Source organism: Streptomyces sp. NBC_00510 (genome assembly GCA_036013505.1).
Taxonomy (GTDB): domain Bacteria; phylum Actinomycetota; class Actinomycetes; order Streptomycetales; family Streptomycetaceae; genus Actinacidiphila.
The window spans coordinates 1,184,192-1,198,452 of the sequence record CP107851.1 but is presented as its reverse complement, the minus strand read 5'-3'; the positions used below and the strand labels follow the sequence as shown (position 1 = coordinate 1,198,452).

At 72.4% G+C, this 14,261-nt stretch carries 10 protein-coding genes; 4 read left to right on the top strand and 6 right to left on the bottom strand.

Features of this window, described 5'->3' with window-relative positions; translation table 11 throughout:
- Positions 1-18: 18 nt before the first annotated feature.
- From OG937_05310 to OG937_05295, 4 genes are all read left to right on the top strand, one after another.
- On the top strand, positions 19-2,412 hold the full coding sequence (locus OG937_05310; GenBank protein ID WUD71143.1) for a PAS domain-containing SpoIIE family protein phosphatase/ATP-binding protein: 2,394 nt from the start codon (positions 19-21) through the stop codon (positions 2,410-2,412).
- A 287-nt stretch (positions 2,413-2,699) separates the two neighbouring features.
- Complete coding sequence (locus OG937_05305; GenBank protein ID WUD71142.1) at positions 2,700-4,994, top strand: FdhF/YdeP family oxidoreductase; 2,295 nt, start codon at positions 2,700-2,702, stop codon at positions 4,992-4,994.
- Positions 4,982-5,821, top strand: a complete 840-nt coding sequence (fdhD, locus tag OG937_05300; GenBank protein WUD71141.1) for a formate dehydrogenase accessory sulfurtransferase FdhD — start codon at positions 4,982-4,984, stop codon at positions 5,819-5,821. Before OG937_05305 ends, fdhD begins: the two co-directional genes overlap by 13 nt.
- Before the next feature lie 260 nt (positions 5,822-6,081).
- Positions 6,082-6,999, top strand: coding sequence for a LysR family transcriptional regulator (locus tag OG937_05295; protein ID WUD71140.1), 918 nt, complete (start codon positions 6,082-6,084; stop codon positions 6,997-6,999).
- On the opposite strand, the gene OG937_05290 is transcribed toward OG937_05295, so the two are convergent.
- The 6 genes from OG937_05290 to OG937_05265 form a co-directional block, all read right to left on the bottom strand.
- Complete coding sequence (locus OG937_05290) at positions 6,965-8,797, bottom strand: glycoside hydrolase family 13 protein (GenBank protein WUD71139.1); 1,833 nt, start codon at positions 8,795-8,797, stop codon at positions 6,965-6,967. The genes OG937_05295 and OG937_05290 overlap by 35 nt on opposite strands.
- Complete coding sequence (locus OG937_05285; GenBank protein ID WUD71138.1) at positions 8,794-9,990, bottom strand: Gfo/Idh/MocA family oxidoreductase; 1,197 nt, start codon at positions 9,988-9,990, stop codon at positions 8,794-8,796. Before OG937_05285 ends, OG937_05290 begins: the two co-directional genes overlap by 4 nt.
- Positions 9,987-11,003 (bottom strand): glycosidase, encoded by a 1,017-nt coding sequence (locus OG937_05280; GenBank protein WUD78634.1) that lies wholly within the window; start codon positions 11,001-11,003, stop codon positions 9,987-9,989. The genes OG937_05285 and OG937_05280 overlap by 4 nt, the downstream gene beginning before the upstream one ends.
- A gap of 91 nt (positions 11,004-11,094) precedes the next feature.
- Positions 11,095-11,988 (bottom strand): carbohydrate ABC transporter permease, encoded by an 894-nt coding sequence (locus tag OG937_05275; protein ID WUD71137.1) that lies wholly within the window; start codon positions 11,986-11,988, stop codon positions 11,095-11,097.
- 1 nt (position 11,989) lies between these two features.
- Positions 11,990-12,952, bottom strand: a complete 963-nt coding sequence (locus OG937_05270) for a sugar ABC transporter permease (GenBank protein WUD71136.1) — start codon at positions 12,950-12,952, stop codon at positions 11,990-11,992.
- A gap of 9 nt (positions 12,953-12,961) precedes the next feature.
- The gene (locus OG937_05265) at positions 12,962-14,236 is read right to left on the bottom strand and encodes an extracellular solute-binding protein (protein ID WUD71135.1); all 1,275 of its coding nucleotides are present in this window, start codon (positions 14,234-14,236) and stop codon (positions 12,962-12,964) included.
- Between the last annotated feature and the right edge of the window lie 25 nt (positions 14,237-14,261).

Genomic DNA, 14,261 nt, shown 5'->3' with positions numbered 1-14,261 from the left:
GAACGTGATGGGACGGTCATGGGCACTTGGGCATCGCGGGAACGCGGCGAAGAGCGCGAAGAGCCGGCGGGGCGCACGGCGGCGCGGATGGTGATCGACGCCCATGGCACGGTCGTCGCATGGAGCCCTGAGGCGGAGTGCCTCCTCGGCCACCCGGCGGGCGACGTGCTCGGCCGGCCCGTGCTGGACCTGCTCGCCCCCGTCCCCGCCCCCGGCACCGCCGACGCCGGATCCGGCGCGTGCGCCGGGCCCGGATGCGTCCTCCTCCGGCACCGTGACGGGCGGACGGTTGCCTGCCGGCCGAGCCTGCGGGCCGTGCGCGACGACGGGACGGGCCCGTGCCTGACCGTCGACCTGCTGACCGGGGTGTCGGGCCTCTCCCCGGACGTCGACCGCGCCCTCCTCGAGGCACTGTTCACCCGCTCGCCCATCGGCCTGTTCGTGCTGGACCCGCAGCTCAGGCTGATGCGGTTCAACCCGGCGGCGGAGGGAATGCAGGACCACCGCTCGCAGCTCGCCCTGGGGCGGCGGCCCACCGAGGCGTGGCCCGACTTCAGCGCGGAGCTCGCCGAGCGCGTGATGAACAGGGTGCTCAGGACCGGAGAGGCCGCGATCTCGTTCGAGAAGCGCGGCCGTCCGCCCGGCGACCCCGCCCGGGAGCACGTCTACTCGGCGTCCGCCTTCCGGCTCGAGTCGGAGGACGGCCGCATCCTCGGCGTGGCCGACGCCGTCGTCGACGTCACCGAACGCCATCTCGCCGAGGCGCGCCTGGCCCTGATGGCCGAGGCGGGCCGGAGGATCGGCACCACCCTGGACCCGATCCGCACGGCGCACGAACTGGCCGAGGTGGGCGTCCCGGTACTCGCCGACTGCGTGAACGTGGACCTGCTGGCCCCCCTCCTCGGCGGCGAGGAGATGGCGGCGGGCCCGGTCGCGGACGACGCCGGGCTGCGGCGCGCCGCCACCTCCGCCCGCTGCGGCCAGACCGGGGCGTACACCACGGGTGCGGTCAGCACGCACCTGGTGGGCTCGCCCGCCCTGCAGGTGCTCGCCGACCACGAGCCGCGCCTCGTTCCCCGGCTCAGCCAGGACAGCGCGTGGATCGGCGACGACCCCGTGCGGGGCGGCAGGATGCTGGAGGAGCGGGTGCACTCCCTGATGGTGGTGCCGCTGCTGGTCCGCGACTGCGTGCTGGGCCTCGTCACCTACCACCGGTGGGACCCGGACCTGGGCCCGTTCGACGACGACGACCTCACGCTCGCCGTCGACCTCGCCGGCCGCGGTGCGATGGCGCTGGACAACGCCCACCGCTACGTGCGCGAACGTAACGCCGTCCTCGCCCTGCAGCGCGGCATGCTGCCCCAGCGGCTGCCCGCGCCCAGCGCCGTGGAGTGGGCCCACCACCTGGTGCGTTCCGGTGCCGGCGGCGACTGGACGGAGGTCATCCCGCTGCCCGGCGCACGGGTCGCCCTCGTCAGCGGCAGCACCCCCGGCCGTGGCATGCGCACCGCCGCCACCATGGGCCGGCTCCGGGCGGCCGTGCACACCCTGGCCAACTTGGACCAGGCCCCCGACGAGGTCCTCGCCCGCCTGGACGACCTGGTGCGCAACCTCGCCCAGGAGCACGAGGGCGCGGGCTCGGGCTCCCCGGTCGGGGCCACCTGCCTCTACATGGTCTACGACCCCGTGGCCCGGCAGAGCACCATGGCCTCGGCGGGCCATCCGCCGCCGGCGGTCGTCCACCCCGACCACACCGTGCGGACCCCGGACGCCCCCGCGGGTGAACCGCTCGGCCGCCCCGGGCCGTCCTTCGAGATGGCCACCCTGGAAATGCCCGAGGGGTGCATGCTGGTGCTCCGCACCCCCGGGCTCCTGCAGAGCCACCCGGAGGCGACCGGTCGGGCGGAGTTCGAACGGCTGCTGGCCACGCCCTGCGACTCCCCCCAGGACATGAGCCTGCTGCTCACCGACGCCCTGGTCCCCGCGGACCCGGACCACGACGCCTCGGTGCTCGTGGCCCGCCCTCGGCCCCTGGGCCCCGACTCCGTCGCCACCTGGGACCTGCCGTGCGATCCCGCCGCGGTGGCCACCGCCCGGACACTGACGACACGTCAGCTCGCGGCGTGGGCGCTGAACGAGGAGTGCTTCGCCACCGAACTCATCGTCAGTGAGCTGGTCACCAACGCCATCCGGTACGCGGCACCGCCCATCCAGCTCCGGCTCATCCGCGACCGGGCGCTGACCTGCGAGGTCTCCGACACCAGCAGCGCCGCACCCTTCCTGCGCCACGCCCGCACCACCGACGAGGGCGGCCGCGGCCTGCTGCTGGTCTCCCAGTTCGCGGAGCGCTGGGGCACCCGCTACCGGGAGCGCGGCAAGACCATCTGGACCGAGCAGACCATCGCCGTCTAGAGGGGCGCAGAGCCGGTCCTGAATTCCCGTGGGCGGCGGAACGGACGTCCCCGGGGAAATCCCCGGATGGCGAGGCGTTTTTTGCGCCCGCTTTTTCGCGGCGTTCCCCAGGATGCGTCCAGTGCCGCGACGAGCAGGGAGTTCGCCCCTGGTTTCCTTGATCGGCGCCGCCTATCAAGCAAAAGGAACGGCCTCTTTGACGGGCCGGTGAAGCGGGTCTAGCTTTTCTGCGAATCGGTATTCGCGGCGGTTTCCGCGGTGTCGGAAGCCGGGAAGGCAGGGCAGGCATGAGCGCTCTGGAGGACCCAACGGACGAGCACCTGGAGATCACCTCGCCCAAGGACTGGGCGACCGGTCTCCCCGCGGTCACGCACGCGCTGCAGTACTCGCTGAGCCAGACCTCGCCCCGCCGGACCATGCTGACCCTGCTGAACATCAACCAGGCCAAGGGCATCGACTGCCCCGGCTGTGCCTGGCCGGAGGCGGCACCGGGCAAGCGGCACATGAACGAGTACTGCGAGAACGGCGCCAAGCACATCAACGACGAGGCGACGTCGCACCGCGTACGGCGCGAGTTCTTCGAGCGGTACACCGTCGACGAACTGGGCCGCAAGTCCGACTACTGGCTCAACCAGCAGGGCAGGCTGACCGAACCGATGGTCAAGCGGCCGGGTGCGGAGCACTACGAGCCCATCTCCTGGGACGACGCCATCGCCCTGATGGCCGGGGAGCTGCGGGCCCTGGACTCCCCGGACGAAGCCCTGTTCTACACCTCCGGCCGGGTGGGCAACGAGGCCGCCTTCCTCCTCCAGCTCTTCGCCCGCGCCTACGGCACCAACAACCTGCCGGACTGCAGCAACATGTGCCACGAGTCCAGCGGCGCCGCGATGAACGAGACCCTCGGCGTCGGCAAGGGCACCGTCAGCCTGGACGACATCCACGAGGCCGACCTGATCTTCGTCGTCGGCCAGAACCCCGGCACCAACCACCCGCGCATGCTGTCCGCACTGGAGGAGACCAAGCGGGCCGGCGGAAGCGTCGTCGCCGTCAACACCCTCCCCGAGGCCGGGCTGATGCGGTTCAAGCACCCGCAGAAGGCGCGCGGAGTCATCGGGCGCGGCACGGTCATCGCCGACCAGTTCCTCCACATCCGCGCGGGCGGCGACCTCGCCCTCTTCCAGGCGCTGAATCTGCTGCTCCTGGAGGCCGAGGACGCCGCTCCCGGTACGGTCCTGGACCACGACTTCATCCGCGAGCACAGCACGGGCTTCCAGGAGTTCGCCGAGCACGCGCGCAAGACGTCGTGGGACGACGTGCTGACGGCCACCGGCCTGACGCGCGAGGAGATCGAGCAGGTCCACGAGCGCGTCCTGGCCGCCAAGAGCGTCATCGTCTGCTGGGCCATGGGCGTCACGCAGCAGAAGCACGGTGTGCCGACCATCCGCGAGATCGTCAACTTCCTGATGCTGCGCGGCAACCTGGGCAGGCCCGGCGCCGGGGCGTGCCCGGTGCGCGGCCACAGCAACGTCCAGGGCGACCGCACCATGGGCATCTGGGAGAAGATGCCGCAGAGCTTCCTCGACTCCCTGGGACGGGAGTTCGGCTTCACACCCCCCGCCAAGCACGGCCACGACTCCGTCGACGCCATCCGTGCCATGCGCGACGGCGAGGCGAAGTTCTTCCTCGGGGTGGCGGGGAACTTCATCCGGGCGACCCCCGACAGCGACGTCACGGAGCAGGCGATGCGCCGCTGCCGGCTGACGGCGCACATCTCCACCAAGCTCAACCGCTCGCACACCGTGTGCGGTGACACCGCACTGATCCTGCCCACCCTGGGCCGCAGCGACCGGGACGTCCAGGTGGGTGGCGAGCAGTTCGTCACCGTCGAGGACTCCATGAGCATGGTGCACGCCTCCCGCGGCAAGCTGGCGCCCGCCTCCCCCGACCTGCTGAGCGAGGTGGCGATCATCAGCCGGCTGGCCCGGTCCACCCTCGGCGATTCACCGGCGATCGGCTGGGAGGAGTTCGAGGCCGACTACGGCACCGTCCGGGACCGGATCTCCCGGGTCGTGCCGGGGTTCGAGGACTTCAACCGGCGCGTCGCCGAACCGGGCGGCTTCCAGCTGCCGAACCCGGTGAACGCGATGACCTTCCGGACGCCGAGCGGCAAGGCCGTCTTCACCCGCAACGACTTCGAGATGCCGCGGGCACCCAAGGGCCACCTCATCCTGCAGTCCCTGCGGTCGCACGACCAGTGGAACACCATCCCGTACGCCATGGACGACCGCTACCGCGGCATCCGGGGCGGCCGCCGGATCGTCATGGTCAACCCCGAGGACATCGAGGCCCTGGGGCTCACCGAGATGCAGATGGTGGACCTGGTGAGCATATGGACCGACGGCAGCGAGCGCCGGGCCGAGTCCTTCCGCCTGGTGCCCTACCCCACCTCCCGGGGGTCGGCCGCCGCCTACTACCCGGAGACCAACGTCCTGGTCCCGCTGGACAGCGTCGCGGACGTGAGCAACTGCCCCACCTCCAAGGCCGTCGTCGTACGACTGGAGGCGGCGGCATGGGCCGGGTGACCGCGCGGCGGCGGGTGCTGCGGATCAGGGACGGGGTTCCCGGGCACCGCTCGGACACGCTGGCCGCCGAGGAGCCGATGGAGATCCGCGTCGGCGGCCGCGCGCTGACCATCACCATGCGCACCCCGGGCAGTGACTTCGACCTCGCGGTGGGCTTCCTCGTCAGCGAGGGCGTCATCCACGGTCCGGACGAGGTGCTGGGCATCCGCTACTGCGCCGGCGCGACGGCCGACGACGGCAACACCTACAACGTCGTCGACGTCGTCCTGGCGCCTGGTGTGCGCCTCCCGGACCTCTCCCTGGAGCGCAACTTCTACACCACCTCCTCCTGCGGTCTGTGCGGCAAGGCGAGCCTGGACGCGGTGCGGACCACGCAGCACTGGAGCGTGGCGGGCGACGACGCGGAGATCGACTCCGAGGTTCTCTTCACCCTCCCCGACCGGCTGCGGGCGGCGCAGCGGGTCTTCGACAGCACGGGCGGGCTGCACGCGGCCGGGCTGTTCACGGCGGACGGCGAGATGCTGTGCCTGCGTGAGGACGTGGGCCGCCACAACGCCGTCGACAAGGTGGTCGGCCACGCGCTGCAGGAGGGGCGGCTGCCGCTGCGGGGCACCGTGCTCATGGTCAGCGGGCGGGCGTCCTTCGAACTCGTGCAGAAGGCGGCCATGGCGGGCATCCCGGTGCTGGCCGCGGTGTCCGCGCCGTCCTCCCTCGCCGTGGACCTGGCCGCCGAGACGGGGATGACCCTGGTGGGCTTCCTGCGCGGCCGCTCGGCGAACGTGTACACCGGCGCCGAGCGGTTGCGCGTGGCCCAGCCCGTCGTTTGACGCGGAGCGTCGCCCGGCGGCGCGTGCGCGAGGGGTGCCGCCCCTCCGGGCAGCACCCGTTCCGCGCCCGGTGATGCCGTGACCACGTCCTCGACTCGCCCCGCACGGCACTCACGGGTTCACTGGGAGCACGAGCGCTCCGGGCACTTCGCGGAGGCGGGCGCCGTCGGCCCGCCGGGAGCGACTTGGTATACAGCTCGGAACCCGGGAACAGGTCCGACGCGTCTCCCGGTCGGCGGAATCCTGAGAGGTGCTCAGCCGTGCTCTTCCGGCAGCTCGAATACCTGGTGGCCCTGGCGCAGGAGGGGCACTTCGCCCGTGCCGCGCAGAGCTGCGGGGTGTCCCAGCCCTCGTTGTCCGAGGGCATCCGCAAGCTGGAGGAGGAGATGCGGGTCCCGCTGATCCAGCGGGGCCGGCGGTTCGACGGCCTCACCGCCGAGGGCGAGCGCGTCGTGGTGTGGGCGCGGCAGATCCTGGCCGACCGGGACGCCATGGAGGGCGAGGTCGCCGCCATGCGCACCGGACTGAGCGGCCGCATCCGCATCGGCGTGGTGCCCAGCGCGGCCACCGCCGTGCCGCGCCTGGTCGACCCGTTGTGCACGCGGCACCCGCTGCTCACCGCGCACATCGTGAACGACCTGACGTCGAGTGACATCCTCACGATGCTCAGGGACTTCACCCTCGACGCCGCCGTCACGTACCTGGACGACGAGGTGCGCGCCGCCTTTCGCACCGTGCCGCTGTACCGGGAGAAGTACGCACTGCTCACCGACGCCTCGTGGGCCCCGGCCGGCGGCGCCACGGCGACCTGGGCGGAGGCGGCGGCCCTGCCACTGTGCCTGCTCACATCGACCATGCGGGGACGGCGCACCATGGACGCCCTTTTCGCCGCGGCCGGGGCCGAACCGACGGCGAGGGTGGAGACCGACTCGTTCGCCTCGCTGATCGCGCACGTCGTGCCCGGACGATGGGCCGGGATCGCCCCTCTGGCGTGGATCCATGCCCTGGGAGTGCCGCCCGGGGTGCGGGCGGTCCCGATGGTGGAGCCCGCCCGGGCGGCCGAGATAGGGCTGGTCGCCTTCCGCCGGGATCCCGAGTCCGTGATGGTGCAGGCGCTGGTCGCCACCGCGCAGCACGCCGACCTCAAGCCGCTGGAGTCGCTTCCCCGGATGCAGTGAGACCGGTGATCGCGGCCGACGGCGCCCGAGGGCGCCCCACGGCGGCGGGGCCCGCCGCCGTCGAGGTCGTCGCGCTGCCGGACGAGATGTTCGCCGGCCGTTCGCCGAGTGGCGCAGCCCTGGAACTGCCGGCCTGGGACGCGAACGCGGTCGTGGTCCCGGCGGTACGGAGCCACACGGTGGTGTCCGCGGGCACCGAGCGGCCGTCGAGCGGGGTGCTGGCCAGCAGCACCTCGTCCTCATCCGCGAGGGGCAGCGGATCCGGGCCGAAGTTGGTCAGGCACCGCAGCCCCGGCGCGCGGTCGAAGGCGACCCAGGAACCGTCCGCGGGCCCCTGCGGAACCGGCACCGCGTCCGCCGGGACCGGCGCCTCGCGCCGCAGCCGCAGCGCGGAGCGGTACAGGGCGAGCATCGACGCGGGGTCGTCCCCCTGGGCCCGGACGGTGAGGTCCGCCCAGTCGTCGGGCTGCGGGAACCAGCAGGCGTCCGCGGGGGCGCTGCTGAAACCGTACGGTGCCGCCGGGCCCTCCCAGGGCAGCGGCACCCGGCAGCCGTCGCGGCCGCGCTCGCGGTGGCCGGAGCGCTCCCAGAGGGGATCACGCAGCCGGTCGTCCGGCACGTGGACCTGCGGCAGCCCCAGCTCCTCGCCCTGGTAGACGTAGGCGGCGCCGGGCAGCGCGAGCATGAGCAGCGCGGCGGCCCGGGCCCGGCGCCGGCCGCGCTGCCCGCCGCCGTAGCGGGTGACCGGGCGGACCGCGTCGTGACTGGACAGGACCCAGGTGACCCGTGCCCCGACGGCCCGCATCGACGCGACGGACCGCTCGATGACCGCGCGCAGCTCCGTCCCGTCCCAAGGGGACTCCAGGAACGCGAAGTTGAAGGCCTGCTGCATCTCGCCGGGGCTGACGTACCGGGCCAGCCGGGCCGGTTCGAACACGGCGGCCTCGGCCACCATCACGCGCTGCCCCGGGGGGACCGCGCCGGACGGTGCCGGATGGGTGTCCAGCAGCCGGCGCCAGGAACGGAACAGCGGGTGCAGTTCCTCCTGGTCGTGGTACGGCAGCAGGTGGTTGCGGAGGATGTCCTGGTGCTGCCCGGGTCCGGCGTCGGGCAGGCCGGGGGCCTTGAAGAGGGTGTGGGCCACGTCGATGCGGAAACCGTCGACGCCGCGGTCGAGCCAGTGCCGCAGGATCCGCTCGAAGTCGGCGACGACCTCCGGCCGGCGCCAGTTGAGGTCCGGCTGCTCGGGCGCGTGCAGGTGCAGGTACCACTCGCCCGGGCCGCCGTCCGGTGCGGGCACACGGGTCCACGCCGGACCCCCGAACGCGGACTCCCAGTCGTTCGGGGGGAGTTCACCGTCCGCGCCGCGTCCGGTGCGGAAGAGGTAGCGGTCCCTTGCCGCGCTCCCCGGATCGGCCGCGAGGGCCTCCCGGAACCAGGGGTGCGTGTCCGAGGTGTGGTTGGGGACGAGGTCGATCAGGACCCGCAGCCCCAGGCCGTGGGCGCGCGCGACGAAGGCGTCGAAGTCCGCGTCGGTGCCGAGGTCGGGGGCGACGGCGGTGTGGTCGGCGATGTCGTACCCGCCGTCGGCCAGCGGGGACGGGTAGAACGGGGTGATCCACACCGCGTCCGCCCCCAGGCGGGCCACGTGGTCCAGGCGGGCGGCGGCGCCGGCGAGGTCGCCGACGCCGTCCCCGTCGCCGTCGGCGAACGCGCGGGGGTGGATCTCGTAGCAGACCGCGTCCCGCCACCAGGGCGTGGCCGGTGCGGGATCGGTGGTGCTCACGGTGCTCCTCATGCTCCTGTCGGGCCGGACGGGACCGGCAGGGTGCGGCCGGTCTCCGCGGAACGCGTGGCGGCCTCGGCCACCGCGACCGCGGACCGCCCGGACCGCGCGTCGGCCACCGGGGTGCCACCCTCGGTCGCGCAGCGCAGCAGGTCGGTGAAGGCGGCGCGCACGCTCTCGGCGTACACGTGCTGCTTGCGGGCCTCGCCGCCCAGGTCGACCACGCAGGTCACCCGGTGCGGGACGCTCCGCTCCACACCGCGGCCGCGGGCGGGCGCCGCCGGTCCCGCGTCGCGTTCCACCGTGACGGTGATCCGCTCCTCGCCGTGCGGCCGCAGCCCCGATACGGCCAGCAGCGCGGCGGTGCGCGCGGGCAGGTCCTCCCAGCGGCGGGCGCCCTGCTCGTCCGTCCAGGCCGTGACCGTCGCGTGGGTCGGGATCCAGCCGGTGACCCGGGCCTCGGCGAAGCCGTAGTCCAGGCGCATCAACTGCCGTTCGGCGCGGTGGGCGTGGGTGAAGGAGTGGGTGTGGGTGGCGACGGCGCCGCCGGGGTGGGTGGCGGTGGCCACGACGATGTCGACCGGGCCGCCCTCGCGGCGCACGGCCGTGCCGTGCACCTCGACGGGATCGCTGCCCATGAGGGCGCGGGCTGCGTCGAAGAAGTGCACGCCGTGCTCGACGTGGATGCCGCCGCTGTGGGCGGGGTCCCAGAACCAGTGGCCGGGGCCCAGGTCCTCGTCGGCGGCGTCGTTCTCGAAGGCGAAGCGCACCAGCGGGTCCAGCAGCCCCTCGGCGCTCAGCCGCTGCAGCATCCGCAGGACGGGGTTGTAGCGCAGGACGTGGTCGACGACGAGGACGCCGGGGGAGCGTTCGGCCTCGGCCTCCACCCGCAGGGCGTCCTCCAGCGTCACGGCCAGCGGCTTCTCGCAGAACACGTGCCGGCCCGCGCGCAGCGCGCCGACGGCGAGTTCCGCGTGGGTGGCCGGGGGAGTGGCGATCGCCACGACGTCCACACCGCGCAGGCCCGCCAGCGCGGCGGCGTCGGCGGCGACGTCGGCGCCGTGCCGCCGCGCGAGGGCGGCGGCACGGTCACCGTCGGGGTCGGCGCACGCCACGACGCGTACGCCGGGCAGGTCGGCCACGGCGTCCAGCAGGTAGGCGCCGAACGCACCGCAGCCGGCCAGGCCCAGACCGAGCGTGGTCACTCGGCACGGTCCAGGCGGGCGACGCCGATGTGGGCGTCGGCCATGCCGTAGAAGACGTAGCGCACGCCGTCGATCTCCTCGATCGCGGTGGGGAAGACGACGTTCGGCACGGTGCCGGAACGCTCCTCCTCCGTCTCCGGCTCCATCAGCGGCTCGTCGGTGCGGGCCAGGATCCGCGACGGGTCCTGCGGGTCGAGGATCATCGCGCCCGCCGCGTAGCTGACCTTCTGCTGCTGGGCGAAGGGGTCGTCGATCGTGCCGGACACGCCGTGGTGGATGAGCAGCCAGCCCTCCTCGACGCGGATCGGGGCCGGGCCGGCGCCGATCTTGAGCTCTTCCCAGGGGTGCTCGGACAGCGCGACCAGACGGTGGTCACGGGGGCGGGCCAGGGCGCTGAGGTCCCTCTCCACCTCGGCCACCGGGACGTAGGAGATCCAGATGCCGGGGCGCTCGTCGGTCACGCCGGCCGGCAGGTGGACGCCCTCCCCGGGGCGGAACCAGCCCAGGTCCCACATCGGGCGGTGCAGCATGGCGAAGGCGGGCTCGCCGTCCGGGCCCGGGACGGGCTCGGGGAAGTGCACCACGTCCTTGTTCGGGAAGAGGTTGAGGTCGGTGTCGAGGTCGGCCTGGTAGGCGAACTGGATCGGGCCCAGACGCTCCCAGGTGACCAGGTCCTTCGAGACGGCCAGCGCCGGCTTGGGGCCGAGCGGGCCGTAGGCGACGTACGACATGACGTGCAGCCCGAGCGCCTCGATCCACGTCGTGCGCGGGTCCTCCACGCCGGCGTTGTTCTTGCCGCGCTCCCAGCCGGCGTCGGGGGCGAGGACGACGCCGCGGCGCTCGACGCCGGTGGGCACGCCGTCCTCGATCACGACCTCGGCGAGGCCCACGCGGGAGACGTTGCCCTCCGCGACGAGGCGGGGCAGCAGGTGCAGGGTGCCGTCCGGGGTGCGGCCGGACGCGGGGTTGAGCACGCCCTCGGCCTCGTCGGCCTCGCCGGCCAGCGGGGACATCACGACGCCGACGCGGGTCAGGCGGTAGGGCACGGAGCTGTTGGAGCCGGTGGTACGGGCGGTGCTGGTGGTGCGGTCGTTCACGGCGAGTTCAGCCCTTCGTGGCGGAATCGAGGTCGGTGGAGGTGAAGCGGCTCTGGAAGACGAGGTAGAGGGCCACCGCGGGCGCGGCCAGTACGCAGGCACCGGCGAGGATGGCGCCGAACGGGTTGGCGGCGGCGGAGGAGACCGTGCTGATGTAGTTGGCCAGGGACACCGCCAGCGGCTGCATGTCCTGCTCCTTGGTGACCAGGAACGGCCACAGGAACTCGTTCCACGGCCCGGTGAAGCTCAGCAGCACCACGGACGCGAGCGCCGGCTTGCACAGCGGGATCGCGATCCGGAACAGGATCTGCAGCTCGCCCGCGCCGTCGATGCGCGCGGCCTCGAACATCGCCTGCGGCAGCTGCAGGAAGAACTGCCGGAAGATGAAGACCGCGCTGGTGTTGATCGCGAACGGCAGGATGATCCCGATGTAGGAGTCGGCCAGGCCGTAGTCGCGGACGATCAGCACGTACAGCGGGATCATCAGCAGCTGGAACGGGATGACCTGCACCAGCAGCACCAGGGCGAAGGTGGAGCCCTTGCCCCGGAAGTGGAGCCGGGCCAGGGCGTACCCCGCCAGCAGGCCGAAGACGGTGGTGCAGACGATGACGCCGCCGGTGAAGATGCCGGAGTTGATCAGGGAACGGCCGAGCGAGATGGCCGAGTTGATCTCCGCGTAGTTGTGCAGGGAGAGGTTGCCCGGTTGCGGGAAGGCGCCGGCGGGGCTGCTGTCGGGCTCGCGCTGCAGGGAGCCGATGAGCATGTAGTAGAAGGGGAAGAGGAAGGCGAAGGCCCCGGCGAGCAGGGCCAGCCGCGACAGGATCCGGCGGCCGCGCGAGTGCGTGTGCGGGCTGTGGTGCGCAGAGCGGCGCATGAGCGAGGGGGCGTGTGCGTCGGCCATGTCAGTCCCTCTCCAGCAGTCGGCGGTAGAGGAGGGAGATCCCGGTGATCAGCACGACCAGGATCACGCCGATCGCCGCGGCCTCGTCCGGGTGGCCCTGCTGCAGACCGCGCTGGTACATCAGCAGTACCGGTGAGGTGGTGGCGCCGTCGGGTCCGCCGCCGCTGGTCAGCAGGTAGGGCTCGGTGAACAGGTTCGCGCCCGTCACCGTCGCCATGACCAGCACCAGCAGCGTCGCGGTGCGCACCGCCGGGACGGTGATGGACCAGAACATCCGCACCTTGCCCGCGCCGTCCAGCGCGGCCGACTCGTAGAGCTCGCCGGGCACGTTCTGCAGCGCCGACAGGTAGAGCACGATGAAGAAGCCGAGCTGCTTCCAGGCGACGAACAGCGCGATGGTCGGCATCGCGAGGTGCGAGTTGACCAGCCACGACGGGTCCGGCGCGAGCGGCCCGAGCGCCTTGTTGACCAGGCCGTTGGAGTTGAACAGGAAGAGCCACACGCCGACGACGGCGACGCTGGCGGTGATGTACGGGACGTAGTAGGCGGTGCGGAAGAACGTGCGCGCCCGCAGCTTGGAGTTGAGGGCGGTGGCGAGCACGAGGGACGCCGCCACCGTCAGCGGCACGTTGATGACCAGGAAGACCGCGATGTTGGCGAAGGAACGCCACACGGCCGGATCGGTCAGGACGGCCGTGTAGTTGGCCAGCCCCACGAAGGGACGGTCCACCTGGGCGCCCGGCGCGGCGAAGAAGTAGTCGTGGAAGGAGATCCACACCGCGAAACCGAGCGGGTACAGGAAGATCGCGGCCAGGTAGATCAGGTACGGGGAGACGAAGGCGAGGCCGATCGGCTGCCGGCCCGCGAACCGCAGCCGGCGCGGCCGCGGCTCGCGGTCGGCCCGGGGGCGGGCCCCGCCCCGGGCGGACCCGGGGCGGAGGACGTCATGGTGCGTGGAGGACATGGCCGTGACTCACTGCTTCGCCAGGCCGTCGACCTTGCCCGCGGCCTCGCGGAAGGCGCTCTCGACGTCGCCCTTCCCGAAGATCACGGACTTGGTGTAGGCGTCGCGGAACGTCTGCCAGATCTCGACGGAGTTCGGCACGTTCGGGGCCTCGACGGTGCGGTCGGCCTGCTCGGCGAAGGTCTTGTAGTCCGGGTGCGAGGCGAAGTAGTCGGGGAACGCGGCCGGGAGGTCCTGCCGCATCGGCATCTGGCCGGTGGCCTCCAGCAGCTTGCCGTCCTGCTCCTTGCTGGTGGCGAACTTCAGCACGTCCCAGGCCGTGCCCTTGTTCTTGCACGCGGTGAACATGCCGATGGACTTCTCGTCGCTGAAGGTGCCCTTGGCCTCGGTGCCGGTCGCGGTGGGCACCGGCACGGCGCCCCACTCGACCTTGTCGCCGTAGACGGAGACGGCCCACGGGCCGACGATCGCCATGGCGGACTTGCCGTCGGCGAAGGAGTCACCGTTGTACTGCTCGTTGGGGGCCAGGCGGTCCGCGTACATGGTCTTCCAGAACTCGGCGGCCTTGACGCCGTCGGGCGAGGCGAACTGGGCCTTGCCGTCCTCGACGAGCTGCTTGCCGGTCTGGGCCGCGAAGAGCGGGTAGAAGTCGAACCAGGACTGGTAGAACTCGGAGGTGGGCGCCGGCCAGATAGCGGCGTGCACACCGCCCTTCACCAGGGCGCGCGAGGTGGTCAGGAAGTCCTGGTAAGTGGAGAGCTTGGGGTGCTCGGGGTCGAGCCCGGCCTTCTTGAACAGGTCCTTGTTGTAGAAGATCATGACGGGGTTGCTCTTCCAGGGCATCTGGTAGTGCTTGCCGTCGGGCGACGCGTACTGCGAGAGCCGGTCGCCGGTCCGCGCCTTGAGGTACGCCTCCGCACCGGGGAAGTCGTCCAGGGCCACCAGGCCGCCCTGCTTCTGGAAGCCGGGCACGGCCGCGGGGGCGGTGTTGAGGATCAGGCACGGGGCGTTGCCCGCCGTGATGGCCGCGCCGATGACCTCCTCGGAGCTCTTGCCCGCCGGTATCTCCTGCGCCTTCACCTTCTCGTCGGGGTGGGCGGCGTTCCAGGACGCGACCATGCTCTTGCCCCAGGCGACCTCCTGGGCGTTGTTGGAGTACCAGACCGTGATCGGCCCGTGGGCGGCGTCGCCGCCCGCGGCGGAGTCCGATCCGCCGCTGCCGCACGCCGCGAGGGGCACGGTCAGGGCGACGGCCGAGAGGACGGTCAGGAGGGTTTTCTTCATTGCGGTGGCTCCGGGTTCTCAAGGG

What these genes read in the sequence shown, in the direction of transcription:
- OG937_05310 (WUD71143.1), top strand. Translation starts at nt 19, where the DNA reads ATGGGCACTTGGGCATCGCGGGAACGCGGCGAAGAGCGCGAAGAGCCG.
- OG937_05305 (WUD71142.1), top strand. Translation starts at nt 2,700, where the DNA reads ATGAGCGCTCTGGAGGACCCAACGGACGAGCACCTGGAGATCACCTCG.
- fdhD (WUD71141.1), top strand. Translation starts at nt 4,982, where the DNA reads ATGGGCCGGGTGACCGCGCGGCGGCGGGTGCTGCGGATCAGGGACGGG.
- OG937_05290 (WUD71139.1), bottom strand. Translation starts at nt 8,797, where the DNA reads ATGAGGAGCACCGTGAGCACCACCGATCCCGCACCGGCCACGCCCTGG.
- OG937_05280 (WUD78634.1), bottom strand. Translation starts at nt 11,003, where the DNA reads ATGTCCCCGCTGGCCGGCGAGGCCGACGAGGCCGAGGGCGTGCTCAAC.
- OG937_05275 (WUD71137.1), bottom strand. Translation starts at nt 11,988, where the DNA reads ATGGCCGACGCACACGCCCCCTCGCTCATGCGCCGCTCTGCGCACCAC.
- OG937_05270 (WUD71136.1), bottom strand. Translation starts at nt 12,952, where the DNA reads ATGTCCTCCACGCACCATGACGTCCTCCGCCCCGGGTCCGCCCGGGGC.
- OG937_05265 (WUD71135.1), bottom strand. Translation starts at nt 14,236, where the DNA reads ATGAAGAAAACCCTCCTGACCGTCCTCTCGGCCGTCGCCCTGACCGTG.